The organism is Lysinibacter sp. HNR (assembly GCF_029760935.1).
Classification (GTDB): Bacteria; Actinomycetota; Actinomycetes; order Actinomycetales; family Microbacteriaceae; genus HNR.
Map to the genome: position 1 here is coordinate 2,451,173 of NZ_CP121684.1, position 25,252 is coordinate 2,476,424.

Sequence of the window (25,252 nt, forward strand, 5' to 3'; positions counted from 1 at the left end):
TTCCGAATCTTTAAAAACCCTGCCTCGATAATAGCCTTATTCTTGACGCGTGGACGACAACTCATGGCTAAAACCCCGACGCAGGCTAACGCCAAGGCCCACATATAAAGATACTCCCGCAGAAAAACCAAGCTCCTCAGCGCCCTGTTCGCCGGAAGTTCACAGACGTATCCATTAGGATAGCCTCACTTTATTATTTTATTTTCCGCACTCACTAAGGCCGTCACCCTCCTATGATTCCCAGCCTTCGGCGTCGTCGTAGCACCCCCACGCGCTTTACCGCCACGTCTGCCGTGGCCCTCACCGTTGTCATACTGAGCGCATGCTCGCTCAACAACACCGACACTACTGGCGGTGACAATACCTCGCCTGCGGCACAGACGCGTCCGGCCTGCACGAGTTCCGAATCATTCTCACAACCACTCGCCACTCTCACACCCGCCACAGACCCCCGAGTCGGCCAGGGTCCGTGTACCACTCGGCTTCCCGAACGGGGCTCGGTTGCCGCGGTCAGCCCCGGGACACAGACGTTACCAACAACGGTTACCTCACACGACCCAACCGGAGGCGTCGATGTTACGGTAACAGACACCTCTCGCATCGTTGCGTTTGATATATCCGGCTCAATCGGTCAAACCATATTTGCGCTCGGTTACGGCAAAAATCTGGTGGGCCGTGATGTTGCAACGAGCTTTCCCGACACTTCAGACATTCCCATCGTGACGGGAAGCAGCCACTCCATCAATATCGAAAGCGTGATCGCGCTTGACCCTTCCCTGGTGATAACCGACGGCTCAATCGGACCCCTGGACGTAGTACTCCAATTGCGTGATGCAGGGATACCGCTCGTTTTTGTGGACAGCACACCGTCAATCACGGGTTCCGTGGAAAAGGCTCAGCAGGTTGCACTCGCACTGGGCGACCCAGAGGCTGGTGAAGAACTCTCAACAAAGCTCAACGCAGACATTAATCAGGTGATTTCTGATATCCAAGCCCTCGCCCCGCAAAATCCCGAGGACCGCGTGCGCATAGCTTTTCTTTATGTGCGTGGCTCCGCCAGCGTCTACTATCTTTTTGGACAGGGATCGGGTGCGGATGATCTTATTAGGGCACTCAACGGGGTTGATGTGGCCTCAGAAATAGGGTGGGTTGGCGAAAAGCCCATGACCGATGAGGCTCTTATCGAAGCGAACCCCGACCTTCTACTCCTCATGACAAAAGGCCTCGACAGCGTGGGCGGACCCGAGGGACTCACAAAGACCCTTCAGTCCACCGCCCTCACAAACGCGGGTAAAAACCTCAACATAATCGATATGACTGACAGTCAAATCATGACGTTTGGCCCCCGTACCGCCGAGGTATTAGACGCTCTCGCTCGGGCTATCTATTCGCGCGACGCCGCCACAGAATAATTCCAACCGTAGCACCACCCGCAACAACCACAACAAGTACAATCCAGAGCCAAAGGAGCACGGGTTCCCGAGACGATTCGTCATCCGATACGAGGGCCTCTGCCGCGGGAGTAGGGGTTACTGTGGGTGCTGGTTGCACAACCTCTTCAGCAACACAATCACCCATGGTGAAGTCGAAGCTCAACGGATCAAGCTTCTCACCCTCCATATAGAAGTTGGCAAAAGCAACCACCCCCTCGGCCGTGAGTGTCACCGGAACATCACTCATCGCAATCTGCGCACCGCTAGCAACGGTGGGCGGTGCGGCGAATTCCAACTTACCCAAACGTGTTCCAGGAGAGTCAAGGTACTGCTCGGAGTTCAGCTGCCTACTGCGCACGTCAAGAACCAGGTACCCCTCACTGGGAGAAGCAAATTCTATTACGGGGTTAGAAAACGTGAGGTCAAGCTGTCCCGCATGCCCTGAGAAAAGCGCGGAACCGACAAAGCCCACTCGTCCGGTCTCGCTGTCTGGATCGAGGGCACCGTTTGCACCCGACCAGGTGAAGAGAGGCGTTTCATATGTGGCGCCGTCAATAGCAGATACCGAACCCTTTGCGATGGTGCTCATAACGTAGGCGCGAAAGCTCTCTTTCACACCCCAGGAGAGGGTTCCCTGCTCCACGGGACACGCCTCAGGTGACACCGGTTGAGTCTGTACCCGGGTAGAAGGCTGCGCCTGACCCGTATCGACCGCCGTTGCTGCCGTGACGTTGCTAATCGTTCCCAACACCACCAGCGCAGCCATACCCAGCGCAAGAAGGTTTCGTTGGGAGCCCCGTTGGCGAACAAGATTTGATCGTCTTTGGTGTGGTGCGGAGGTGGGAAGCATACTTGTCCTTTCGCTGCCTCTCTGAGCTGATGCTATCGAACCCACGGGCGGGGCGTTCCCTCGAAGAAACACTCCACCCGTGGGCTATTACCGCTTTTTATGGCCTCGTTCTATACGTCTACACCTTAGCGTGCCGATTCACGTGCCTGACGGCGACGGGCAACAACAAGCAGCCCCAGGCCCAGCATAAGCGTTGCAACAAGAATCCCCAGACCACCCGCATCGCTTCCCGTGTGAGCGAGTACACCACCCGCCCTGTAGGAGTCGGGGTTACTATAGACATCACAGGGAACCGAAGCGCCCAGGGGCAGGCTAAAGGACACAGGATCCATCACCGTTCCTGCGGGATAGAAATCACCAAAAGCTTTAACCCCGGCGTTGGTCAGCGTTGCCGGAACACCCGACCAACCAAGCGTACCGTTCGTGGTGCTTCGTGTACCACCCGCGAGGTTGAGCGTCGCCACCCGCACCTCACTCTCAGACATAACCTGCACACCCGAAGTGTTATTTGAGGTCATATCCGCTAGGAGAACAGCGGTGTTTGGTCCCGTAAGCATAATCTTGGGGTTGCTAAGGGTTACCTTGAGTAGTCCATTATGCCCGGTGTATGTTACTCCCCCCGTAAAGCTGACCCGACCTACGGAGTCTTGGGTGTTTACCGTTCCTGTTCCATTCGACCAGGTAACGGTCCCGCCGTCCCCTCCCGTACCGTTTCGCGCCATGTTGCCCTTCGCAATTGGGCCATTGATATAGCTATAGAAGCTGTCCTTCACACCCCAGGAAAGGGTACCGCCCGCCACAGATGTGGCCAGACACTGTTGCCCTGTGGTCGCCGTCGGTTGTACCCTGCCCGATTCGGACTCCGTATAGATGTTGCCCGTAATGGTGAATCGTTGGGAGGCAACTTCAACGCCCGCTTCATCTGTTATCGCAAGCCTGTGCTCTCCCGCGGGAAAATCCATCGGAACGGTCCAGCCGAAGGAAACGGCTCCCTCCGCATTCGCCACCTCTTTTCCAATCACCAGGGGCTCCGAGTGCACCGTTGCCGTGTAGGTGATCCCCGGAACAAGTCCGGCAGCAAAAAAGGTTATGCGCGATCCCGGTCGAATAACACCGTCTCCCAGAACGCTTATGCTCGGGGGCGAGCCAACAGCTGTACCGTAGCTAAAGGAGAGAGGGTCGGTCGCCTGCCCCCGATACTCTACCCACCCGTCGGGAGACAGTACGTTACTAAATGTTCCGGGGATGTTGCTCCAGCGTCGATCAGCAACACCACCCCTCGGCTGTCCCGGGGGAACGCTCAGGCTTGCCACGGTGATCCTCTGTACTGATGCGGCTCCGGCGGTATCTGAGGTTGATACCTCGGCGGTGAGTACGGTGCCCTGCGCGGAGATCGATACGGTGGGGTCTTTAAGAGCTAGGGAGAAACCGTGATTGGTATTGTCAAAAACAACAGTTCCTCGATACTTGATGTCGCCAAGGCCGGTTACCGTGTCATAGGTACTTCCGTCTCCCAAAACAAAGTTGAACGTTCCCCCCGCATTCGCTGTTGCACCGTTACTTGCCACAGCGCTTCCGCCAAATTGAGTGTTGTAGTTGCGGAACGACTCCTTAAATCCCCAGTTCAAACCCCCATCAACTCTGGGCTGTTCCGGTGTCACCGGGGGCTCTTCGGGGTCAACTACTGGAGGCACCTCCGGGTCAGTCACCGGAGGGGCGTCGGTGTTGCTGAAGTTTACCGCAACATACTTCTCCTGATCCGCGTTCTTCTGACCACCGCCAGCATACGTATACACACCGTAGCGACCGCCCTCAAGAGCATCCAACGAACCCAGAGTAAGCTCAGCTGTGAAGCTTCCATCCAACGCTAGCTCAACCCACTGGGCCTCAACCGTCGGCTTAAACCTCTCGGGAATCTGATTCAACGTGCCCTGCGTCAACGCCCACTTCTGAGCACCGACCTTACGCGCAGAAGGTGGAGCATCCTGCGAGGGCTGCCACCCCTCCAAGAAACTACCAAACACAACATAGTGACCCTGCGGCAGATCTGCCGGAACGGGAACGCCTCGACCACCAACGTTCGACGCCGGATCAAAACCCGTTCCCTTCACCACAATCTGATCACCAATATTCACCGGCACGTTACCCAGAGGCGTCACACCGTCAGCGGCAAATACCTGCACATCAGGAACAAACGACTCGGGCTCAGCATTGCTGAAGTTTACCGCAACATACTTCTCCTGATCCGCGTTCTTCTGACCACCGCCAGCATACGTATACACACCGTAGCGACCGCCCTCAAGAGCATCCAACGAACCCAGAGTAAGCTCAGCTGTGAAGCTTCCATCCAACGCTAGCTCAACCCACTGGGCCTCAACCGTCGGCTTAAACCTCTCGGGAATCTGATTCAACGTGCCCTGCGTCAACGCCCACTTCTGAGCACCGACCTTACGCGCAGAAGGTGGAGCATCCTGCGAGGGCTGCCACCCCTCCAAGAAACTACCAAACACAACATAGTGACCCTGCGGCAGATCTGCCGGAACGGGAACGCCTCGACCACCAACGTTCGACGCCGGATCAAAACCCGTTCCCCTCACCACAATCTGATCACCAATATTCACCGGCACGTTACCCAGAGGCGTCACACCGTCAGCGGCAAATACCTGCACATCAGGAACAAACGACTCGACTAGAGGCCCGATGGGCTCGGGGTCAAGAGGGAGCTCAGCCGGAGGCACGGGGGACTCGGACCCGGGCTCGGAATTAACAGAGGGTACCGGTTGCTCAGGAACCGTCGTATCGACGACCACCGGCGCTTGCTCAAAAGGCAGCGAAAACGACAATTGACTAAGCGCGGTACCCTCGGGGTAGCTAAACGCACTCGCGATGACGGGGCCCGCCGTTGCAGACACGGCAGCGTAGGCGGCAACGCCGCCCGCCACTGCGGGAGAGGCTCCGCTCAGCTTGGCAACCACTCCGGTGCCGGTGGAACCGTCCGAGGCAGCGTAGTTTGCACTGAGGGTTCCGGTACCCGAACCATCGAGCACAATCCTCGGGTTACTCAGAGTAACGCTAATGCCGTGGCCCGGGTTGCTCCAACTCACCGAACCGCCAAAGACGACGTTTGCTGCTCCCGTTTCGGCGCCCAAGGACCCGATTCCGGTTCCCCAGCCAAACCGTGCGGGGGATTCGCTCGCGCCGTTTGAGACGCTGATGGTGCCACCACTATTTGCAATATAGGAGTTAAAAGAATCCATAACTCCCCAGGTAAGGGAGGCCCCCGTCACGTCACCAGGTGCCGCAGTGGCCGTGGTAGAAACACCAGCAATGGCCATTCCCGCGATCAGGGTCCCCGTTACTGCTTGAGCAAGTATTCGAAAGGGGCGTCTTTTTACGCTTGCGCGCATGTTCTACACACTCCTACATAGCTATTCAGTCGATATCCAACAAGATGTCTCCCCCGACACAGCAAAGATCTGGCTCAATCGGAGAAGTTGTAGAGCTAAAGTTAGGTAAGGCACTGTTAACTTAGGTACCACTAACATAAGTAACATTAGCGGTCTCGAATCCAACTGTCAAAGGTTAAATTTAAGTATTTAAGCCATTTCAACGTGCGCTGATAATTTTGTTCACTACGGTCAGAAAAAAGACGTAAAATGTACCCGCATACAGCATTTACGCCTATAGGAACGGGAGGAACCCCCAATGACCTATTCAGTCAGCCGCAGCGATGACGAGTGGCGCGCAAACCTCACTGCCGATCAATACAGAATACTGCGCGAAGCGGGAACCGAGCGCGCCTGGACCGGTGCCCTGTTAAACGAAGAGCGCGCGGGCCTCTACGCCTGCGCAGCGTGTGGCAATGAGCTCTTCAAGTCGGGCACAAAATTCGATTCCGGATGCGGCTGGCCCAGCTTCTACGAATCGATCAAACCCGAAGCCGTCGAATTATTGGTAGACGATAGCCTCGGTATGACCCGCACTGAGGTACGTTGCGCCCGCTGCGGCTCACACCTCGGTCACGTCTTCGACGACGGTTATGGCACCCCCACGGGTGATAGATATTGCATGAACTCTCTCGCACTCAGTTTTTCTCCTGATGAGTAAGATTTATGACGCGTTTCGCAATCGGCGCTCACTCTCCAAGGTCACCGCAGAGACTCCCAGCACTGAAGACCTCCTACACATTATTGAGGCGGCAGGAAGAATTCCAGACCACAGCTCCCTGCATCCGTGGCGTGTAATCGAGATTCGCGGCAGCGGTCGCGCCCAAGTGGGACAGGCCCTCGCTCAAGCGGAGGCAAAACCGGACAGCACCAATAAATACGTTCAAAAGGCACAGCGTGCGGAGCTCCTACTCGCGGTGGTTTTCTCTCCCAGGGCCAGCAAAAAGGTTCCCGAGTGGGAGCAAGAAGCGGTGGCAGCAGGCATTGCCCACTCCCTCGTGATTCTTCTTGAGGATGCGGGATGGGGCGTGATCTGGAGAACCGGACACAACGTCCGAACCCAGCCCGTTCATCAAGCACACAGACTGGCACCCGAAGAAAAACTGATGGGTTGGCTTTATGTGGGAGGCCGCACAGACGCACACCCCGAACCGCGAAAATCGATTAATCCCCGCGAGTTCCTTAGCGAGCTCTAGGGCGTGAAGACGCGCTGGAAACAACCACCGCCACCAGGGCAATCACAACACCCAGAATTGTGGTTGCGGTCGGCGCATTATTTCCCAGAGGAAAAGCAAAGTCGAGAAAAAGCGAACAGATAAGCTGACCGCTTACACTCGCAAGGCCCAGCAAAAGAACCCCCGTTCTCTTCACAAGAATCGCCAGGCCACCAATAAACACGCAGCCGATAACCCCGCTCAGATAGAGCCACGGTTCGGCCGGAAAACGCACGGGAAACTCGGTAAAAAACGTGCGCACTGCCGTGGCAATCACAAGAATGCTCGTTCCCACCAAGAAATTCACAAAGGTAGCGGCAATGGCGCTGTGGGCGAGGGCACGAACGCGCCCGTTAACCGCCAATTGCCAGGCCGTTCCAAATCCCGCAACCAGCGGCATAATAAACCACAGCAAAGACCCTCCATCACCCCACTCTCCGCTAACCGTCACTCCCACCGCACAGAGGCACAGCAACACCCCTATCACCCTTCCGGGGGTTGGAGAAATTTTTCCCCCGGGCCCCACACCCCAGGAATCAAGCACAACGGCAAACGCTGTCTGGCCGGCAACAACGCCAACCGTAAAGAGGGCAACCCCAAGGATTCCCGCGCTCACCCCCTGGGAAAGAACCAAAAAAGCCCCCGCAACACCACCAAAGAGTGACCACACAGAAAATTCCCGCGCGCGCAACGCCTGCCAGAGCAATCGCACACCGGCACGCGCCGATCCGCTCAATCCCAGAAGCACCGAGATAACCAAAAGTCCCGAACCAAAGGAGTAGGCAGCCGCTACAAAACCATCGCTAAGAGCCACACCTAGCTGACCCGTTATCCGGGTCTGGACGGCCACCAGGGCCCCGCAGAGCATGACGGCACAGAGGGCAATCCACAGAGGAACTTGGCGGGATTTTGTGGTCATCCTCTTACTATAGGGCCCCCACAAAGCTAACGATTCTCAGCACCCCTACAAGCAAACTGAAACAGCTCACAAGCACTAATAGACTATAGTCTAACTATCGCACGAGACAAAGGAGATTCCTGATCATGGCCGATTATGAGCTTAGCGCTCCTCTCGATACCGACTACTACGGCATATTTGAAGATGTTCCCGCAGAAGATCGCGCCGCATGGATGCGGGCCCGCAGCTTTATCAATGAGGTTCTCCCCGAGGTCAACGAGGCCTGGGATAAGGCAGAATATCCCCTCCGATGGGCTCGGCGCCTGGGTGAACTTGACCTCCTCAACGACGGTGTTGTTGGCGAGGGACTCAACACTATCAGCCCTCTCGCCGCGGGTCTTGTGAGTATGGAACTCTCACGCGGAGACGGTTCCATCGGTACCATCCTCGGGGTTCAAGCGGGACTGGCCCTCCGAACCATCGCCATGCACGGGAGCCCGGAACAAAAAGCACGATGGCTGGGTCCGCTCTCGCGCGGCGAAGAGCTGGGGGCTTTTGCTCTCACCGAGCCCGAGCACGGTTCCGACTCGGTTTCGCTCAAGACACAGGCCGTTCGCGACGGTGACGGCTGGATCATTAACGGCCAGAAGAAATGGATCGGCAACGGCTCGGTGGGAGACGTCACGATCACCTGGGCCCGCGATGAAGAGGGCAATGTACGCGGCTTTCTTGTCCCACAGGACACCCCCGGGTATACCGCTACAACCATTACCGGAAAGGTTTCACTCCGCGCAATTCACCAGGCTCTCATTACCTATAGCAACGTTCGAGTCCCAGATTCCGCTCTCCTCCCCGGCGCCCGCACGTTTGCCGACACCGCAAAAATTCTCTACGCCACACGATTGGGCGTTGCCTGGGGGGCACTGGGACACGCCCTCGCCCTCTACGAGGCGGCCCTCACCTATGCCAAGCAGCGGGTTCAATTCGGCAAGCCACTTGCGTCTTTTCAAATGGTTCAGGAGCGCCTCACAGAGATGCTCACCGACCTCACCTCGATGCAGTTACACTGTCTCACCCTCACTCGCAGAGATGCCGCAGGAACTATCACCCCCACCCAGGCCTCGTTGGCAAAATATCACAACACCCGAACAGCCCGCAGGATAGCCCAGACCGCGCGTGACCTGTTGGGCGGTAACGGCATTCTGCTTGAACACCACGTGATCCGACACTTTGCCGATATTGAGGCGCTACACACCTACGAGGGCACTGAAAGTGTTCAGGCTCTTCTCGTGGGCCGTGATATCACGGGCAAGGGAGCATTCACCTAGAGAAGGCCACCGACACTCTGTAAAGGCTCAGAGATCTCAGAAACTGCGCCTGCGGAGAGTACAGGACGGCACTCCCCGCAGGCGCAGTTCCAGGTTTAGCGCTCGGCACGCACCGAGACATCACCAATCTGGCTCACAACATCAATGATCCGATCTTCCGACGGATCATTCGTGAGACCGCTCACCGACACCTTACCGAAGTCGCTGTCTGCCAAAATCCGGTACGATCCGGGGACAGCCTCGATCGACACGCTACCAATTTCTGTCGCAACACGAATACTACTTGTTGCTGCACTCTGAAGCGCGGAAACTCTCACATCGCCCACACGAGACTCAACATCAACACTGTCGATGTGTGTTTCTATCCTGATGTCACCCACCTCGTTATCCACTCTGACCTGTTCAAGAACATCACCGCTCCGTGTGGGAAGGGTGATGGTGATATTATTCTCACCTCCACCTGTCCAGGCCAAAGGGAAGGGTCTCTCCGCTGTGATCTGGAGTACCCCATTGGAAGTTTTTGTCGTGGCCGATGACCCGGGGAAAAAACCTTGATTCTCACTCTCAATACGTACCGAGGGATATTCCAGCCGGGCGTCTTCCCTAATAGTGACACTGCCCATCGGTATATCAACCACGATTCTTTCAAACCGCTCGTGAACCAAAGATTCGTGGTTTGTGGTCACGCCGAAGCTAAAAATACCACCCAGAGTTGCCCCGCCGATGGCTGTGAGAGCAATCAAGAGGCCCACAATTAACAGAACAAGCCGAAGCGGGCCTCGGGCTGACGCTGGTGCACCATGCTGCTGTGCGGGGGATGGGTTCGGTGAGGTTGTCATACTCAATCTTTCGTTATGCTTTTTGTGTTCCATTACGAATCGCCTCCCAGATACTTGAGAACCGCTAGGACACGGCGATTTTCGTTTTCTGTCGGACTGAGACCAAATTTAGAGAAGATAGAACTAACGTGTTTCTCCACGGCCCCGTCACCCACCACAAGCTCCGCCGCGATAGCGGAGTTTGACCGTCCCTCCGCCATCAGCTTGAGGACGTCTTGCTCACGAGGGGTGAGAGAATCAATACCGTTTCTCTTTCTTGTTCTTGCCACAATCTGTGCCACCACCTCCGGGTCTAACACTGTTCCCCCACCGTCGATCCTCTCCACAGCGGTGAGAAATTCTTCAACATCCGCAACTCTGTCTTTGAGTAGGTACCCGAACCCCCCGTTGTTATCCCCAATAAGGTCGGCCGCATATCGTTCCTCCACATACTGCGAAAGAACGAGCACACGTACCTCGGGGCTCTGAGAGCGGATGATGGCGGCCGCCCTTATCCCCTCGTCGGTAAAGGTGGGCGGCATTCGCACATCAACAATTGCCAGATCCGGGAGCGCTGCGGCAACTCTCTCGAGTAAATCTTTAGCGTTATCTACCGCATCAACAATTTCGTGCCCTGCCTCGGTAAGAAGGCGTTCAAGCCCAACCCTGAGGAGAACGGAATCCTCCGCAATAATGATTCGCATGGTTAGAGAACCTCCGTGACTGTTGTGTTGGCCGCAGCGGATGTACGCCACGGCACCTCAATATTTAGGGTGGTTGGACCACCCTCGGGACTTGTTAGGCTAAAAGAGCCACCCGCGGCCGACACCCGATCACGGATCCCTGCGAGTCCGGAAGCTCCCAGTCCCGCCTGGATACGCGCTCCTCCGATCCCGTTATCGGTGATACTTGTTCTGGCCTCCCCCTCAACGTAACGAACCTGCACCCAGCACTGACTAGCATGTGCATGCTTGTCAATATTTGTCAGGGCTTCCGCCACACTAAAGTAAATCACCGCCTCAACTTCAGGGGTCCCCCGCGCGGGTAGATCAACCGTGATGGACACGGGAACGGCGCAGCGCGCAACCAGGGCGGAGAGGGCCGCGTCCAGACCCCTATCCACGAGAATGGCCGGGTGAATCCCCCGCGCTAGTTGTCGCAGTTCAGTGATGGCGTTCTTAGTTTCGGAGTGAGCCTGATCGATCAGAACACGAGCCTCGTCCGGGTCACGCTCAACTTTATTCTTGGCCATGCCCAGGGTGAGCGCGACCGATACCAGCCGGGGTTGAACACCGTCGTGGAGGTCTCGCTCCACCCGCATCCTATCGCTAGCAGCCACATTAACCGCGCTCTCCCGGGCCTCAGAAAGGTCTGACACATTCACCCGAAGCAGGTCCGCTTTGGTTGCCCCCAAGAGGGCCCGCGCCATAATCCTATCCACCACGCCGTACACAACGACCACAAGGACGCCCACCGCGACAGAGGCAATTCCTATGAGAGGTACAACCCAGGCTGCAATCTCGATCGAGGCATAGGTGTATAAGAGAGGCTCACCCGACCCCGCAATGGAGTGCACAACACTGCTCAGCAGAGCCCCGATCCCACCTCCCAAAAGGGTAAAACCAGCCGTTACACCTATCCAAGCAAGAAGACTACTCGCGATAATAAACCCTACTGTGCGCCAGAAGGAGGCCTGACGAAAGTCTTTCCAGAGTTGGTCGGGGACACGCTTCCATCCGGCTTTAGTGGAGAGAGCACGCGGGGTGTCTGGTATATGGATACTATACATAACCGCAGCACGGCGCCGTTCCTCGTATCCTATAAATCGCACAAGAGGAACACACAGTGCAAAGAAAAGGAGACCAAAACCGAACAACCACACAAGAGAAACGCCAAGCACAGTGAGGACAAAGAGCAGAGTGGAGACCATCACCATAATAAAGAAATCGATGGCTAGGTCAGCCGCCGCAACAAAGGGAAATGCAAGTTTTCGTTTCACATTTTCAAAGCTACAGCGATTCCGCGCTGTTATATAGACGGTCAGCTACCCAATCCATGCGGAGGATAACCCCCTCCTGATGCGCGCAACCGAGACTGGTTAAGCCTTTGGCGCGGTAAATCGATTCCTATGTTCCACACACCAATAGTGAGTTTGCCTGGTTCTCGCCTGCATTAACGTTTATGACAGCTTGTTGAATCACTCCCAGAACTCTCACCCGATTTAACAGGGGTTCTTAAATTTTTGTGCCCTATAATCCTATGGAGAAGGTGCTTTCGTTTTTCCTTCTGTTCTCTAACTTCTCCCTCGGGTCGAGTCAGCCGCGAAAGGAATAAAGAGTGAGCATTGCGAGCACAACCTCGTCAATTCGTGCCGCAATCGCTGAGCGTGATCTCGACGAGGCCTCAGGCCTTCTACTCGCACAGAGCGAGAGTGATACCACGCAGATTTTATATGATCTCCCCAGAGACTCTCGCGCAATAGCGTTCCGTTTACTTCCCAAAGAGGAGTCTCTCCGAGTCTTCGAAAGCTTCGACTCATCCTTTCAAAAAGAACTCGTTTCACTCCTGAGAGAGACCGAGGTTGCTGAGGTTTTTGAAAGCCTCGACCCCGATGCCCGGGTAGGGCTTATGGAAGAGCTACCCGCGAAGGTCGCAAAACGCCTGATGATGCAGCTCTCCCCCACAGAGAGGGATATGACCGCGATCATCCTGGGTTATCCGGTGGGATCCGCGGGACGACGGATGACCCCCGCCTACCTCCACCTCCACCACAATGACAGCGTGAGCGAAGCACTCACAAAGGTCCGCAGAGAGCAGCCGGGTTCCACCGCCATCTACTCAATTCCAGTGTTGGACCACGGAAGAATTGTGGTCGGGGCGGTAGAGGTGCAGGCCCTTCTCACAGCTCAAGAGGATGAACTTGTCGGATCTCTCACCGAGGCTAAGGTCTTTGCGGTAGCCGACCAAGACGCCGAGAGAGCCGCACGCGCCTGCCTCGACGCCAAGCTCTCCGCCATTCCAATTGTTGATACCGAAAACCGCCTGGTCGGGGTTCTCCCTCTCGCCGACGCCGCCCAGATTATCGACGCGGATCACACCAAAGATGCCGCCCGGGCCGGTGGAACCGAGCCGCTGCGCCGCCCCTATCTACACACCCGGGTGGTCACTCTCACCCGCTCAAGAATTGTGTGGCTCCTGGTCTTGGCCGTCTCTGCCATTCTGACGGTCAACGTGCTTGAGTTTTTCGAGACAACCTTAGAAGAGAGAGTGGCCCTCGCACTGTTTATTCCGCTCCTCACGGGCATCGGAGGAAACACCGGGTCCCAGGCGGCCACCACCGTAACCCGGGCCTTGGCCATGGGTGAAGCTCACCTCGCCGATGTGGGGCGTGTTGCGTTTAAAGAGGCCCGCACCGGGTTCCTCATGGGCTCGCTTCTGGGGCTCCTGGGGTGGGCGGTGGCCTCACTCATCTACGGCCCAGATATTGGTGCCGTGATCGGTTTGACACTCGTGGCGGTGTGTACCATGGCGGCCTCCGTGGGAGGCACCATGCCCATCATTGCCCAGTCCCTCAGGGTTGACCCGGCCGTTTTTTCCACACCCTTTATCTCAACCTTCTGTGATGCCACGGGCCTTATCATCTACTTTAATATCGCCCGGGCTATACTAAACCTCTAGGGTTCAAAATTCTTATTATTCCCGCTCTCTTTCAGCAGCGCTTCTGAAATACAGCAATTTTGCACGCCTCCACTGGGTTTTTAAGTGAAAGCTTCATTAAAACTCGGTGGGAATCCCTGACCAACCAAGCCGAAAAACCCGTAAGAGACTACCTTTAACACTATGACCCTTCCCGATATGCCCACGTCCACTCCCGAAGATGGAAACAACGCCACACAGACCTTCTCCGAACTCGGACTTGATGGCGGGGTGCTCAAGGCACTTAAAGACGTGGGATACGAAATCCCCTCTGCAATCCAAGCCGCAACAATCCCTCCCCTTCTCGAGGGTCGAGACGTGGTGGGGCTCGCCCAAACAGGAACGGGTAAAACTGCTGCTTTTGCACTCCCCATCCTCGCCCGCCTTGATGCCTCCCAGAAGACCCCGCAGGCACTCGTGCTGGCGCCCACCCGCGAGCTAGCCCTGCAGGTATGTGAGGCCTTTGAACGTTACGCCTCACACCTTCGTGGTGTGCGGGTACTCCCCGTCTACGGTGGTCAGGGATACGGCGTGCAACTCTCTGCCCTGCGCCGCGGGGTGCACGTCGTGGTGGGAACGCCGGGACGAATCATGGATCACCTCGACAAGGGCACACTCGACCTCTCCGAGCTCAAGTACCTCGTTCTCGATGAGGCCGACGAGATGCTCAAGATGGGGTTCGCCGAAGACGTTGAGACGATCCTCGCCGAGACCCCCGAGGAGAAGCAGGTGGCGCTTTTCTCCGCCACCATGCCCACACAGATTCGACGCATCTCGGCAAAATATCTTCGGGAGCCCGAAGAGATCACGGTTAAAAACAAGACCACCACCTCTGCAAACATCACCCAGCGCTACCTCATGGTTTCGTATCCGCAGAAGGTTGATGCGCTCACTCGCATTCTTGAGGTGGAAAATTTTGATGGAACCATCGTTTTTGTTCGTACAAAGAACGAGACAGAAACGCTGGCCGAGAAGCTTCGCGCCCGGGGGTACTCCGCAATGGCTATCAACGGAGATGTTGCCCAGGTGCAGCGCGAGCGCACCGTCAACCAGCTTAAAGACGGTAAACTCGACATTCTGGTCGCCACGGATGTGGCCGCTCGCGGTCTTGACGTTGAGCGAATCAGCCACGTTATCAACTACGATATCCCCATCGATACCGAATCGTATGTGCACCGAATCGGGCGCACGGGACGCGCCGGGCGCACGGGTGACGCCATTAGCTTTGTGACACCACGTGAGAGGCGGCTGCTGCACGCCATTGAGAAAGCTACCCGTCAACCGCTCACGCAGATGCAGCTTCCCAGCGTGGAAGACGTGAATGCCACCCGGCTCACCCGTTTTGACGACGCCATCACCGCTGCCCTTGAAAGCACGGAGCGTATCAACGAGTTTCGCAATATTATCGGTCACTACGTTGAACACCACGACGTTCCCGAGGCCGATGTCGCGGCGGCGCTTGCTCTTGTGGCCCAGGGTGAAACCCCGCTGCTACTCTCGGCAGAAGATGAGCGCAGGGATCGCCGTGAGCGTGAGCATCTCGCGCGCGACTCACGCTCACGTGAGGGACGGACAAACCGGGAAGAGCGCACCGGACGTGGCGAGCGACCCGCTCGGCGGGGGCGTCCCGGCAGCCAACCCATGGAGTCTTACCGTATTGCTGTGGGCAAGCGGCATCGGGTCGAACCTCGCCAGATTGTGGGGGCACTCGCTAATGAGGGTGATTTAAATCGCGAAGACTTTGGTGCGATTATCATTCGCTCCGATTTCTCGCTGGTGGATCTCCCCGCTAACCTTCCCCACGAGGTGTTCGATAAGCTCAGAGATACCCGCATCAGCGGAAAGTTGATTGACATCCGCCCTGATCGGGGAAAATCTCCGCGCGGTGGTAAGGGCGAATCCCGCCCCACGCGTAAACCACGCCACAAGTAACCGGTTTCACACGGGAGTTTATTCGGGGGCAGATACGGCCCATGCGCCATTTTTAGTCGTGAGAGAAGAAAAATTCTAGGTCTCGCGACAATTGTTTCTGACCCTAATATACGCCATACTGGGCCAATGGATTTTAATAGCATTATTTCATCAGCCGGTGACAACCTGTGGTCCTGGCTCGTTTTGCCTATTCTTGCCGTGTTGGGCATCTACTTCACGGTGCGCTCGGGAGTAGTGCAGTTCCGGCTCATTCCAGAGATGTTCCGTACCCTTACAAATAAGACTCCCCGCGACGACCAGGGAAAACCACAGTCTATTTCAGCATTTCAAGCGTTTAGCATCTCGGCGGCCTCTCGCGTGGGTGTCGGCAACATTGCTGGAGTGGGAACGGCCATAGCGATCGGGGGTCCCGGCGCTATTTTCTGGATGTGGCTCATGGCCTTTGTGGGAGGCGCTTCAAGCTTTGTTGAGTCCTCCCTCGGCCAGCTCTTTAAGGTGCGAGACTCTAACGGGTTTCGCGGGGGTCCTGCCTACTACATGCAGCACGGACTCAAAGCCCGCTGGATGGGCATCGTCTTTGCTGTCATCCTCATTGCCTGCTTCCCCTTTGCCTTCAGCTCCCTCCAGGCAAACACCATCAGCGCCACCCTCTCCTCAAGCTTTGGCGGAGAAATTGAGTGGCTACCGGTCGTTGTCGGAGTGGTTGTGGCAGCCCTCACCGCCCTGGTTGTGTTTGGTGGAATCCGGCGCATCGCTCACGTAACCCAGGCGATGGTCCCCCTGATGGCTCTGCTCTATCTACTTGCGGGCCTCCTGGTCGTGGGGATGAATATTGAGCAGCTACCCACGGTGTTCGCATCGATCTTCACCCAGGCGTTCGGGATGAACGAGGTTATTGGGGCAACGCTCGGAACGATCATTATGACCGGTGTAAAACGAGGCATGTTCTCTAACGAGGCAGGCCTCGGATCTGCTCCGAACGCGGGTGCAAGCGCAGCCGTCACCCACCCGGTGAAACAGGGTCTGGTACAGACCCTGGGCGTGTACTTTGATACATTTCTGATCTGCACCATTACGGCTTTTATTATTCTGGTCTCCACACCGGATCTTGCGGGTGCCAACCGAGGGATTACTCTCACGCAGACCGCGTTGGTCGGCAATCTTGGAGAGTGGTCCAACATCCTCTTGAGCGTCGTTATCTTTCTCCTGGCCTTTAGCTCAATTCTCGGAAATTACTACTATGGTCAGGCGAATATTGAGTTTATCTCAGGCAGTAAAAACCTCCTGCGCGGCTACCGGGGTCTGGTTGTTATTGCAACTTTCCTGGGCTCAATCGCCTCTGCCGACCTTATCTGGAACACAGCCGACGGCATCATGGGACTCATGGCCCTGGTCAACCTCATCGCAATCGGACTGCTTTCCGGAGTTGCCTTCAAGCTGCTGCGCGACTACACCCAGCAGCGCAAAGAGGGGCGAGACCCCGTGTTCACCAGGGATAGGCTCCCCGGGGTAACGGGAATCCACTGCTGGGAAAACGAGCAGAGCGTCACTGGCCCGTTACTGATAGTACCTAAAAGCAAATAGACAACGGACCAAAAGTAGGGCCAGGAGCATTATTAGCTAGGTAATTCTTACTTTAAAGCAACGTTTAAAAGTAAAAATCTTAAAATAAATTGTTTCTGACCCTAATATACGCCATACTGGGCGAATGGATCTTAACGCGTTTATTTTGTCTACCGGAGACAGCTTATGGACTTGGATTGTCTTACCGGTTCTTGCATCATTGGGAATCTATTTCACAGTACGTTCGGGAGCAGTGCAGCTCAGGTTGATTCCCGATATGTTCCGCACTCTCACCAACAAAACACCCCGCAATGAAGAGGGAAAACCACAGTCGGTTTCAGCGTTTCAAGCATTCACTGTCTCGGCGGCCTCCCGCGTCGGCGTAGGCAACATCGCGGGCGTAGGAACGGCCATCGCAATCGGAGGAGCAGGGTCGATCTTCTGGATGTGGCTCATGGCCTTTATCGCGGGTGCCGCCAGCTTTGTGGAGTCCTCGCTCGGCCAGCTCTTTAAAGTGAAAGACGCTAACGGATTCCGTGGAGGACCCGCATACTACATGCAGCACGGACTCAAAGCCCGCTGGCTGGGCATCCTCTTTGCTGTCGTCCTGATCATCTGCTTCCCCTTCGCCATCAGCTCGCTTCAGGCCAACACGATTAGCGTCACCGTCTCTGCAAGCTTTGGCGACGAAATCGGGTGGATACCACCCGCTGTAGGCATCTTCGTTGCCGTCTGCACCGCCCTCGTTGTATTTGGTGGCATTCGGCGCATCGCCCACGTAGCCCAGGCGATGGTTCCGCTCATGGCCCTCGTCTACCTACTCGTAGGGCTCGTGATCGTGGGCATGAACATCGAGAGACTACCCGAAGCGTTTATCTCAATCTTCACCCAGGCGTTTGGTTTTAACGAGGTTGTTGGCGCGGCACTCGGCATGATCATCATGACGGGCGTCAAACGCGGTATGTTCTCAAACGAGGCCGGCCTCCCTGGGCCTCTACTACTACGGCGAAGCAAACATTGAGTTCATCTCAACCAACAAAAATCTACTCCTCTGGTACAGAATCCTGGCGGTGGTCGCCACCTTCCTGGGATCCATCGGCTCGGCAGAAATCATCTGGAACGCCGCCGACGGCATCATGGGCATTATGGCACTGATTAACCTCATAGCGATCGGCCTGCTCTCTGGGATCGCGTTCAAACTGCTACGCGACTATACTCAGCAGCGCAAAGAAGGACGAGACCCCGTATTTACCAGAGATAAGCTCCCCGGGGTAACGGGAATCCACTGCTGGGAAAACGAGCGCAGTGTCACCGGGCAGGTGCCTCAGGCAAGCCCGACGGTACAGGTCGGTTCCGTTCGTCACTGATCGTCACAGCCCCGCCCGGTGGCCATCAAAAAAACACCGGGTGGGGCATCCGCTCCTTATAAAACAACCAGTCGAAGCACACAATTAAGAAAATTCTGCCACAAGAAAAGTAACCCTGGTGAATTCCTGATTAACTGCTTGATCAGGTTTTTACGGGGCCGACTGCGGGACTCGAACCCGCAACCTACGCTTTACAAGAGCGTTGCGCTACCAATTGCGCCAAGTCGGCTCATCTGCAAGAAGCAGACACTACAGTCTAGCGTAAAGAAAAACCCTCCGCACGTTGAAACGTGTATACGTGCGGAGGGTTTTGATGATCTTAACTTATTCGTTTGTTCCCTGGTTGTTTGTTCCCTGGTCTGCGGGAGTTTCAGCCATAAAGCTGAGCAGGAAGTTCTGGAAAGCCGCTCCGTCGCCGGGGGCACCCCTGTACTGCTCACCGTTCACAAGAACAGTGGGTGTTCCCGTGACCTTCTCGAGTTCGGTGTTGGGAAGAGGTCCGCTGAGGGCGCTCTCCGACACCCGGGAGATAAAGGAGGAGAACTGCCTGTTTGTCACGCACGAGCGCATTTCTTGGTCCACGTTCACACCGGATTCCGACATCTGTTCGAGTAGCTCATCGTCGGTCAAACCCCGGGTACCCTCCGCGGGCTGCACCCCCTCGCTCAGCAGGCGAGTGTGGAAATCAAGGCCCGCCTCCGGCTGCAGATCGGCAACACAGGCAAAAGCGTTTGCGGCACGGGTAGAGTAGCGGCTGCCCATCGATTGAGCGTCCAGTACGGCAAGTGGCCGAAGTTCGAGGGTTATCTCGCCGCTCCCAGCCATGTTCTCGAGCAGCGTGGCATTGGCTTGATCAAATTGCCCGCAGTATGGGCAGATGTAATCTGTGTACACCACAACGTCAACGGGACCGGTGGTGCGATCCGGCTCGGGTGTAATGGCCTTATCGTCAGGTTGAAGAGCAACCGTGTTCTCAACCTGTAGATCCTGCCCCACTACAAGACCGTAGCTTGCCATGTTTGCGGGTCCGGGCCCCGGAGGCTGTACAGCCTGAACGATTAAGAGGGTAACAGCCGTAGCAATTCCCAGAAGGACAACAGCCACACCCCCCTGCAGAAAGAGGCGATTACGCTTTTCTTTTTTCTTCTGCTTTTCGCGCGTGACACGTGCCTGCTCACGCGCCTGTTCGCGACGTTCATTCTTAGTTACCCGGCCCTGCTTGCCATCTGCCATGACTATTAAGATCTCCGTGTTTTAAATGGGGAATTGTGACTGGTGCACACAGCAGCATCACCAATACGAATGATGCAACACAGCAATTTTAGTCTTCAAGTATGGTAAATGGCCAACGCTCAGCAGAATACAAGGAGATTCATAGCGGATTTGATGACGTATACTTGATGATGGCGGCAAAGATGTCGTCAATATTCATTCACTACGGATCGTCCGGCACGTACCTGCCGGTGAAGGAGAAAAAATGGCATCCGTCACTTTCGATAAAGCAACACGCCTGTACCCAAACACCACTCGCCCGGCGGTCGATTCAATTGATCTAGACATAGCCGATGGCGAGTTTCTCGTTTTGGTAGGCCCTTCCGGTTGCGGTAAATCAACAACACTCCGCATGCTTGCCGGTCTCGAAGAGGTCAACACCGGGCGCATTCTCATTGGAGATAAAGACGTTACCGACGTTGCCCCCAAAGACCGCGATATCGCAATGGTCTTCCAGAACTACGCCCTATACCCACACATGACGGTTGCCGAGAACATGGGCTTTGCGCTCAAGATCGCGGGAGTTGCCAAAGAAGAGCGCGCCGCACGCGTTCTTGAGGCGGCAAAGCTCCTCGACCTTGAACCCTACCTCTCGCGCAAGCCCAAGGCTCTCTCCGGTGGTCAACGGCAGCGTGTTGCCATGGGACGCGCGATCGTGCGTCAGCCGCAGGTGTTTCTCATGGACGAGCCGCTGTCTAACCTCGATGCCAAGTTGCGGGTACAAACACGCACCCAGATCGCATCGCTGCAGCGCCGCCTCGGGGTAACCACCGTGTACGTTACCCACGATCAGACCGAGGCCCTCACCATGGGTGATCGCATTGCGGTTCTCAAAGATGGCATCCTGCAGCAGGTGGGAACTCCCCGTGAGCTTCTCGATTCACCCGCCAACGTGTTTGTCGCCGGATTCATTGGAAGCCCTGCGATGAACCTCTTCCCCACCGATGTTGTGGAGCAGGGTATTGCATTTGGTAACTCTGTTCTCCCCGTCCCCCGCGAAACTCTCGCGGGTATCACAGGTAAGCAGGTCACCGTGGGTGTCCGACCCGAAGACATTGAGATCTCCCGCGACAGTGGCACGGGTCTTGAGGTTCAGGTTGATCTGGTCGAAGAACTCGGGGCCGACGGCTACCTCTACGGACACTCCGAGGTGGAGGGCGTACGCACCGACATAGTGGCGCGCGTTGATGGCCGCAGCCACCCCCACGCCGGTGAAACCGTTTACGTTCACCCCGTTCCCAACCACGTCCACCTGTTTAACATCGACTCGGGCGACCGGGTTGGCGGCTCAGCCTCCCAGTAGTCCCTGTCGACCTAAAACAGTGCCCGTTCTCACGGAGGATGCGCGGACCAGTTCTCGCGTGTCCTCCGTTTTTATTGTGACCCTACACCTGGAGCATCGTGTCAGTTTCTTTGAACATCACCGCGGCCCGGATTGATCCGGCGCTACTCGACCTCCCCTGGACCCTCCCTCTCAACGAATGGCCCGACGAGGTTATCGCGGCGCTACCCAAGGGAATTTCAAGGCACCTGGTACGTTTTGCCCACCTGAGCGGGCATATCGTGGCCGTTAAGGAAACAACAGACGACATGGCGCGCGGTGAGTACGAAATGCTCATGACCCTGCAACGCCTTGAGATTCCGTGTGTTGAACCCATTGCCTTCCTGACCAATCGGCACACAGCGGGTGGTGAACCACTCAAGTCTGTCCTAATAACCAAGCACCTCACCTTCTCGCTGCCGTATCGGGCGCTCTTCTCGGGACGGATGCGCAAAAAGACCGCAAGCCGCCTAGTGGATTCGCTCTCGCTCCTTCTGGTGAGGCTGCACAACATCGGGTTTTTTTGGGGTGATGTTTCGCTCTCAAACACCCTCTTCCTCCGGGACGCGGGCGCTTTTGCCGCGTACCTGGTAGATGCCGAAACCGGCAAGCTCTTTGGCAAGGCCCTCTCCACCGGGCAGCGTGAACACGATCTTGAGATTGCGCGCGTGAATATTGCGGGTGAACTCCTCGATCTGCAGGCCAGTGGCCGACTCGACGAGAGCATCGACCCTGTCAAAATTGCCAACCGACTTCAGGAGTCCTACGACTCGCTCTGGGCCGAGCTCACACAGAGCGAGAGCTTCACCAGCGACGAGACCTGGCGTATCAGGGAACGTGTGCGACGCCTCAACAAGCTCGGATTCGATATTGAAGAAATGTCGATAACAACCGATGTCTCGGGAACAACCGTCCATATCCAACCAAAAGTTGTTGACTCCGGCCACCACCAGCGCAGACTTATCCGCCTCACGGGGCTGGACGCGCAAGAAAACCAGGCGCGACGCCTTCTCAACGACCTTGACGAATACGTGGCCAGGCATCGCGAGGAGTCGCACCTCCCCGAGGACATGCTGGCCCACCAGTGGCTCACCGAGGTTTTTGAGCCCGTGATCATGGCGATCCCCCGCGAGATGAAGCGAAAGCTCCAGCCCGCCGAGGTGTTTCACGAGCTACTCGAATACCGCTGGTTTGAGAGCCAACGCCTCGAAAGAGACATCTCGCTTCAGGATGCCGTGTCCTCGTATATCACCGAGATCCTCGCCCATCGCCCTGATGAGGCACGCCTCTACGACCCCCCGACGGGAACCTTCACGGTACCCGTCGAGGTGGTTTACCCCGACGCTGCCCCGGTCTCACCGAGCACTCCCCCGAGCGGGATCTTTGTGGACCCGCTCTCCCCGGCTATCAGCAACGCGGATGACGAAGAGGAAGACCCGGGATACGATCCCGACGACGAGATTGACTGGCGCAAGCTCGTCTAGTCGGGATGCATCCGGGCTCTTACCGAGACGCAGCTGCATATCTTCTCAGGGAACGGTGACGGGTCTAATCGGACGCTGTTTCTTCGCCCCTTATTCCTCGACCGTGTGCATGGCTCGGGCAGCATCCGAGATGGATCCGGTAAGCGAGGGGTATACCGTAAACGCGCGGGCAACCTGATCAACCGTGAGACGGTGCTCCACCGCGAGCGCCAGCGGAAATACTAATTCACTCGCGTTGGGGGCCACAATAACACCGCCCAGGACGGTGCCGGAGCCCCGACTGGAGAAGAGCTTCACAAAGCCGTCGGTGATGCCCATCATCTTGGCGCGCGGGTTTACCTTGAGCGGAAGCTTGTAAATTTCACCGCGGCGCACGCCCTCTTCAATCTGTTTTTGAGAGAAGCCTACGGTGGCGATCTGCGGCTGGGTAAAGATATTTGCGGCAACGTTGCGCAGCTCGATGGGGGTTACTGCATCACCCAGGGCGTGAAAGATCGCGGTACGTCCCTGCATGGAGGCGACGGAGGCCAGGGGCATAAAGTTGGTGCAGTCTCCCGTTGCATAGATTGAGGGGATACTCGTGCGCGCCACCCGGTTGACCCGAATGTGTCCACTCTCGGTGAGCTGCACACCCGCAGAGCGCAGTCCGATACCCGCGGTGTTGGGGATGGAACCAACCGCCATGAGGCAGTGCGACCCCTCCACCGTTTTGCCGTCTGCGAGAGTTACCACAACACTCTCACCGTTGCGCACCACGGTATCGGCTCGCGACTTGTTCAGCACCGTCATGCCGTTTCTTCGGAACACGGACTCCACCACCCCGGCGGCATCGGCATCCTCGCCGGGCAGCACCTGATCGCGACTGGAGATCAAGGTAACTTTCGAGCCCAGCGCGCGATAGGCTGAGGCAAATTCGGCCCCGGTCACACCGGACCCCACCACGATAAGGTGTTCGGGGATTGCCTGCAGGCTGTAGAGCTGGGTCCAGGTGAGGATGCGCTCCCCGTCGGGCATTGCGGAGTCGAGCTTGCGGGGGCTTGCACCCACCGAGACCACAACGGTGTCGGCCTCGATCCGATCGAAGTCTGTTCCCTCTTCGCCGCGAGCGGTTGAGACAATCACAGCATTTTGACCGTCGAGCCGCCCTTCGCCGGTAATAATTCGCACACCCGCATTTTCAAGGGTGGTTCTCATGTCTTCGGATTGTTCGTGGGCAAGAGCCAACAGGCGGCGGTTTACCGCGGCCAGGTTGACGGCAACCTCGGGGCGAACGGGTTTGTCGGCGTCTGTTCGTGCATAAAATTGCACGCCCAATTGGTCGGAATCGCGCACCGCAATCGCGGCTTCTGCCGTGGAGATCAGGCTTTTTGAGGGGACCACATCCGTGATGACGGCGGAGCCTCCCACACCCGCACGCTCCACCAACGTGACCTCGGCTCCCAGCTGAGCTCCTGTCAGGGCAGCCTCATAGCCGCCGGGCCCACCCCCCACAACAACAACCCGATGCTTGCGCTCAAACTCATAAGACATGCGCCTATTCTCCCTCGTTATTCGCCTCATCGCCAAACCGTAAGGTCGAAATTAATCACGACTGTGAGGTTGAGCGATAACGCCAGCAGAGACAGGCACTCTCAACAACGAAGAGCAGACACTCTCAACGCCAGAACGAAAAATCGCAACGGCGGAAGTAAGACATAATTGTGGAGGCTCTCCCCAAAATTCCTGTATCCCTGATCTCCTGACGGAAAGTGCCAGTAGGCTTATCAGTATGACGACGATTGTGCCTCCCTCTCATGACATCCACCCGCTCGATGTTCCGGGATCAGACCCGTTTGAGATTGCGCGGCAGGCGGCAGCGCAGATTGCAGAAAAAACGGGGGTTGAGCGCCACGATATCGCGCTCACGCTGGGGAGCGGTTGGGCAAAAGCGGCCGACCTCATCGGTGAGACGGTAGCTACACTTCCCGCAACAGAAATCATTGGCTTTAGCAAACCGGCACTTGAGGGCCACGTGGGCACGCTCCGTTCCATCGCCCTGCCCGGTGGGAAACACGCGCTTGTCATTGGTGCGCGCACCCACTACTACGAAGATCACGGCGTGCGGCGCGTGGTGCACAGCGTACGCACGGCGGCTGCCACCGGCGCAAAAACTATGATCCTTACGAACGGCGCGGGCGGAATTCGCGAAACCTGGAAGCCGGGCCAGCCCGTTCTGATTAGCGACCACATTAACCTCACCGCCGACTCCCCGCTCGAGGGGGCCACTTTCATCGACCTCACCGATCTCTACTCCGCACGTCTGCGCGGCGTAGCACAGGCGGTTGAGCCCTCACTCGATGAGGGCGTATACGTGCAGTTCCGCGGGCCCCACTACGAAACCCCGGCCGAGGTTCAGATGGCAAAGAGCATCGGCGGGCACATTGTGGGGATGTCCACCACGCTTGAGGCGATAGCCGCACGCGAGGCAGGTATGGAGGTGCTGGGCTTCTCTCTCGTTACCAACCTGGCCGCCGGAATCCAAAAAACCCCGCTGAGCCACGAGGAGGTCATCGAGGCCGGACGCACCGCCGAGCCGGTTATCAGCAGCCTACTCGCCCGTGTTGTCACGGAAATTTCTCAGGGAGGTTAAC

At 56.8% G+C, this 25,252-nt stretch carries 20 protein-coding genes and 1 tRNA gene; 12 read left to right on the forward strand and 9 right to left on the reverse strand.

Features of this window, described 5'->3' with window-relative positions:
- The first annotated feature begins 233 nt into the window (after positions 1-233).
- Positions 234-1,412, forward strand: a complete 1,179-nt coding sequence (locus tag FrondiHNR_RS11195; protein WP_279352856.1) for an ABC transporter substrate-binding protein — start codon at positions 234-236, stop codon at positions 1,410-1,412.
- Here FrondiHNR_RS11195 and FrondiHNR_RS11200 read toward each other — a convergent pair.
- The gene (locus FrondiHNR_RS11200) at positions 1,381-2,283 is read right to left on the reverse strand and encodes an HtaA domain-containing protein (RefSeq protein WP_279352857.1); all 903 of its coding nucleotides are present in this window, start codon (positions 2,281-2,283) and stop codon (positions 1,381-1,383) included. The genes FrondiHNR_RS11195 and FrondiHNR_RS11200 overlap by 32 nt on opposite strands.
- A 125-nt stretch (positions 2,284-2,408) precedes the next feature.
- Complete coding sequence (locus FrondiHNR_RS11205) at positions 2,409-5,690, reverse strand: HtaA domain-containing protein (protein ID WP_279352858.1); 3,282 nt, start codon at positions 5,688-5,690, stop codon at positions 2,409-2,411.
- Positions 5,691-5,988: 298 nt separating this feature from the next.
- On the opposite strand from FrondiHNR_RS11205, the gene msrB reads away from it, so the two are divergent.
- Both msrB and FrondiHNR_RS11215 read left to right on the forward strand, forming a co-directional pair.
- On the forward strand, positions 5,989-6,390 hold the full coding sequence (gene msrB / locus FrondiHNR_RS11210) for a peptide-methionine (R)-S-oxide reductase MsrB (protein WP_279352859.1): 402 nt from the start codon (positions 5,989-5,991) through the stop codon (positions 6,388-6,390).
- A complete protein-coding gene (locus FrondiHNR_RS11215) occupies positions 6,383-6,925 on the forward strand; it encodes a nitroreductase family protein (protein ID WP_279352860.1) in 543 nt (180 codons plus the stop codon). Before msrB ends, FrondiHNR_RS11215 begins: the two co-directional genes overlap by 8 nt.
- Here the strand turns inward: FrondiHNR_RS11215 and FrondiHNR_RS11220 are convergent.
- Complete coding sequence (locus FrondiHNR_RS11220; RefSeq protein WP_279352861.1) at positions 6,912-7,862, reverse strand: DMT family transporter; 951 nt, start codon at positions 7,860-7,862, stop codon at positions 6,912-6,914. The two genes, FrondiHNR_RS11215 and FrondiHNR_RS11220, sit on opposite strands and share 14 nt — an antisense overlap.
- A gap of 125 nt (positions 7,863-7,987) precedes the next feature.
- Here FrondiHNR_RS11220 and FrondiHNR_RS11225 point away from each other — a divergent pair, with 125 nt between their 5' ends.
- Positions 7,988-9,169 carry an acyl-CoA dehydrogenase family protein gene (locus FrondiHNR_RS11225; RefSeq protein ID WP_279352862.1) on the forward strand — a complete coding sequence of 394 codons (1,182 nt, stop codon included), beginning with the start codon at positions 7,988-7,990 and terminating at the stop codon, positions 9,167-9,169.
- Positions 9,170-9,264: 95 nt separating this feature from the next.
- Here FrondiHNR_RS11225 and FrondiHNR_RS11230 read toward each other — a convergent pair whose 3' ends face one another.
- Genes FrondiHNR_RS11230 through FrondiHNR_RS11240 form a run of 3 tightly spaced genes read right to left on the reverse strand, consistent with a single transcriptional unit; the run spans position 9,265 to position 11,986 of the window.
- Positions 9,265-10,008, reverse strand: coding sequence for a DUF4097 family beta strand repeat-containing protein (locus tag FrondiHNR_RS11230; protein ID WP_279352863.1), 744 nt, complete (start codon positions 10,006-10,008; stop codon positions 9,265-9,267).
- A gap of 32 nt (positions 10,009-10,040) precedes the next feature.
- Complete coding sequence (locus FrondiHNR_RS11235; RefSeq protein ID WP_279352864.1) at positions 10,041-10,691, reverse strand: response regulator transcription factor; 651 nt, start codon at positions 10,689-10,691, stop codon at positions 10,041-10,043.
- A 2-nt stretch (positions 10,692-10,693) separates the two neighbouring features.
- Positions 10,694-11,986 (reverse strand): histidine kinase, encoded by a 1,293-nt coding sequence (locus tag FrondiHNR_RS11240; protein WP_279352866.1) that lies wholly within the window; start codon positions 11,984-11,986, stop codon positions 10,694-10,696.
- A 338-nt stretch (positions 11,987-12,324) separates the two neighbouring features.
- Here FrondiHNR_RS11240 and mgtE point away from each other — a divergent pair, with 338 nt between their 5' ends.
- The 5 genes from mgtE to FrondiHNR_RS11265 all read left to right on the forward strand — a co-directional run bounded on the left by mgtE (position 12,325) and on the right by FrondiHNR_RS11265 (position 18,545).
- Positions 12,325-13,665: a magnesium transporter gene (mgtE, locus tag FrondiHNR_RS11245; RefSeq protein ID WP_279352867.1), complete on the forward strand. Its 1,341-nt coding sequence runs from the start codon at positions 12,325-12,327 to the stop codon at positions 13,663-13,665.
- Positions 13,666-13,827: 162 nt separating this feature from the next.
- The gene (locus FrondiHNR_RS11250; RefSeq protein ID WP_279352868.1) at positions 13,828-15,615 is read left to right on the forward strand and encodes a DEAD/DEAH box helicase; all 1,788 of its coding nucleotides are present in this window, start codon (positions 13,828-13,830) and stop codon (positions 15,613-15,615) included.
- A gap of 126 nt (positions 15,616-15,741) precedes the next feature.
- Complete coding sequence (locus FrondiHNR_RS11255) at positions 15,742-17,199, forward strand: alanine/glycine:cation symporter family protein (protein ID WP_279352869.1); 1,458 nt, start codon at positions 15,742-15,744, stop codon at positions 17,197-17,199.
- A 124-nt stretch (positions 17,200-17,323) separates the two neighbouring features.
- Positions 17,324-18,199, forward strand: a complete 876-nt coding sequence (locus FrondiHNR_RS11260; protein WP_279352870.1) for an amino acid carrier protein — start codon at positions 17,324-17,326, stop codon at positions 18,197-18,199.
- Positions 18,200-18,203: 4 nt separating this feature from the next.
- The gene (locus FrondiHNR_RS11265) at positions 18,204-18,545 is read left to right on the forward strand and encodes an alanine:cation symporter family protein (RefSeq protein WP_279354546.1); all 342 of its coding nucleotides are present in this window, start codon (positions 18,204-18,206) and stop codon (positions 18,543-18,545) included.
- Between the two features lie 156 nt (positions 18,546-18,701).
- Here FrondiHNR_RS11265 and FrondiHNR_RS11270 read toward each other — a convergent pair.
- Positions 18,702-18,774 (reverse strand) — tRNA-Thr (locus tag FrondiHNR_RS11270).
- A 95-nt stretch (positions 18,775-18,869) separates the two neighbouring features.
- A complete protein-coding gene (locus tag FrondiHNR_RS11275) occupies positions 18,870-19,778 on the reverse strand; it encodes a thioredoxin domain-containing protein (RefSeq protein ID WP_279352871.1) in 909 nt (302 codons plus the stop codon).
- A gap of 244 nt (positions 19,779-20,022) precedes the next feature.
- On the opposite strand from FrondiHNR_RS11275, the gene ugpC reads away from it, so the two are divergent.
- Both ugpC and FrondiHNR_RS11285 read left to right on the forward strand, forming a co-directional pair.
- Positions 20,023-21,120, forward strand: coding sequence for a sn-glycerol-3-phosphate ABC transporter ATP-binding protein UgpC (gene ugpC / locus FrondiHNR_RS11280; protein ID WP_279352872.1), 1,098 nt, complete (start codon positions 20,023-20,025; stop codon positions 21,118-21,120).
- A 98-nt stretch (positions 21,121-21,218) separates the two neighbouring features.
- Positions 21,219-22,622, forward strand: coding sequence for a DUF4032 domain-containing protein (locus tag FrondiHNR_RS11285; protein ID WP_279352874.1), 1,404 nt, complete (start codon positions 21,219-21,221; stop codon positions 22,620-22,622).
- A gap of 90 nt (positions 22,623-22,712) precedes the next feature.
- Here the strand turns inward: FrondiHNR_RS11285 and FrondiHNR_RS11290 are convergent, their stop codons facing one another.
- Positions 22,713-24,152 carry an NAD(P)H-quinone dehydrogenase gene (locus FrondiHNR_RS11290; protein WP_279352875.1) on the reverse strand — a complete coding sequence of 480 codons (1,440 nt, stop codon included), beginning with the start codon at positions 24,150-24,152 and terminating at the stop codon, positions 22,713-22,715.
- Between the two features lie 238 nt (positions 24,153-24,390).
- On the opposite strand from FrondiHNR_RS11290, the gene FrondiHNR_RS11295 reads away from it, so the two are divergent.
- Positions 24,391-25,251 (forward strand): purine-nucleoside phosphorylase, encoded by an 861-nt coding sequence (locus FrondiHNR_RS11295; RefSeq protein WP_279352876.1) that lies wholly within the window; start codon positions 24,391-24,393, stop codon positions 25,249-25,251.
- Position 25,252 lies beyond the last annotated feature (1 nt).

Excerpts from the sequence above, each read along its gene's own strand:
- FrondiHNR_RS11195 (WP_279352856.1), top strand. The coding sequence starts at position 234 with ATGATTCCCAGCCTTCGGCGTCGTCGTAGCACCCCCACGCGCTTTACC.
- FrondiHNR_RS11200 (WP_279352857.1), bottom strand. The coding sequence starts at position 2,283 with ATGCTTCCCACCTCCGCACCACACCAAAGACGATCAAATCTTGTTCGC.
- FrondiHNR_RS11205 (WP_279352858.1), bottom strand. The coding sequence starts at position 5,690 with ATGCGCGCAAGCGTAAAAAGACGCCCCTTTCGAATACTTGCTCAAGCA.
- msrB (WP_279352859.1), top strand. The coding sequence starts at position 5,989 with ATGACCTATTCAGTCAGCCGCAGCGATGACGAGTGGCGCGCAAACCTC.
- FrondiHNR_RS11215 (WP_279352860.1), top strand. The coding sequence starts at position 6,383 with ATGAGTAAGATTTATGACGCGTTTCGCAATCGGCGCTCACTCTCCAAG.
- FrondiHNR_RS11220 (WP_279352861.1), bottom strand. The coding sequence starts at position 7,862 with ATGACCACAAAATCCCGCCAAGTTCCTCTGTGGATTGCCCTCTGTGCC.
- FrondiHNR_RS11225 (WP_279352862.1), top strand. The coding sequence starts at position 7,988 with ATGGCCGATTATGAGCTTAGCGCTCCTCTCGATACCGACTACTACGGC.
- FrondiHNR_RS11230 (WP_279352863.1), bottom strand. The coding sequence starts at position 10,008 with ATGACAACCTCACCGAACCCATCCCCCGCACAGCAGCATGGTGCACCA.
- FrondiHNR_RS11235 (WP_279352864.1), bottom strand. The coding sequence starts at position 10,691 with ATGCGAATCATTATTGCGGAGGATTCCGTTCTCCTCAGGGTTGGGCTT.
- FrondiHNR_RS11250 (WP_279352868.1), top strand. The coding sequence starts at position 13,828 with ATGACCCTTCCCGATATGCCCACGTCCACTCCCGAAGATGGAAACAAC.
- FrondiHNR_RS11255 (WP_279352869.1), top strand. The coding sequence starts at position 15,742 with ATGGATTTTAATAGCATTATTTCATCAGCCGGTGACAACCTGTGGTCC.
- FrondiHNR_RS11260 (WP_279352870.1), top strand. The coding sequence starts at position 17,324 with ATGGATCTTAACGCGTTTATTTTGTCTACCGGAGACAGCTTATGGACT.
- FrondiHNR_RS11275 (WP_279352871.1), bottom strand. The coding sequence starts at position 19,778 with ATGGCAGATGGCAAGCAGGGCCGGGTAACTAAGAATGAACGTCGCGAA.
- ugpC (WP_279352872.1), top strand. The coding sequence starts at position 20,023 with ATGGCATCCGTCACTTTCGATAAAGCAACACGCCTGTACCCAAACACC.
- FrondiHNR_RS11290 (WP_279352875.1), bottom strand. The coding sequence starts at position 24,152 with ATGTCTTATGAGTTTGAGCGCAAGCATCGGGTTGTTGTTGTGGGGGGT.
- FrondiHNR_RS11295 (WP_279352876.1), top strand. The coding sequence starts at position 24,391 with ATGACGACGATTGTGCCTCCCTCTCATGACATCCACCCGCTCGATGTT.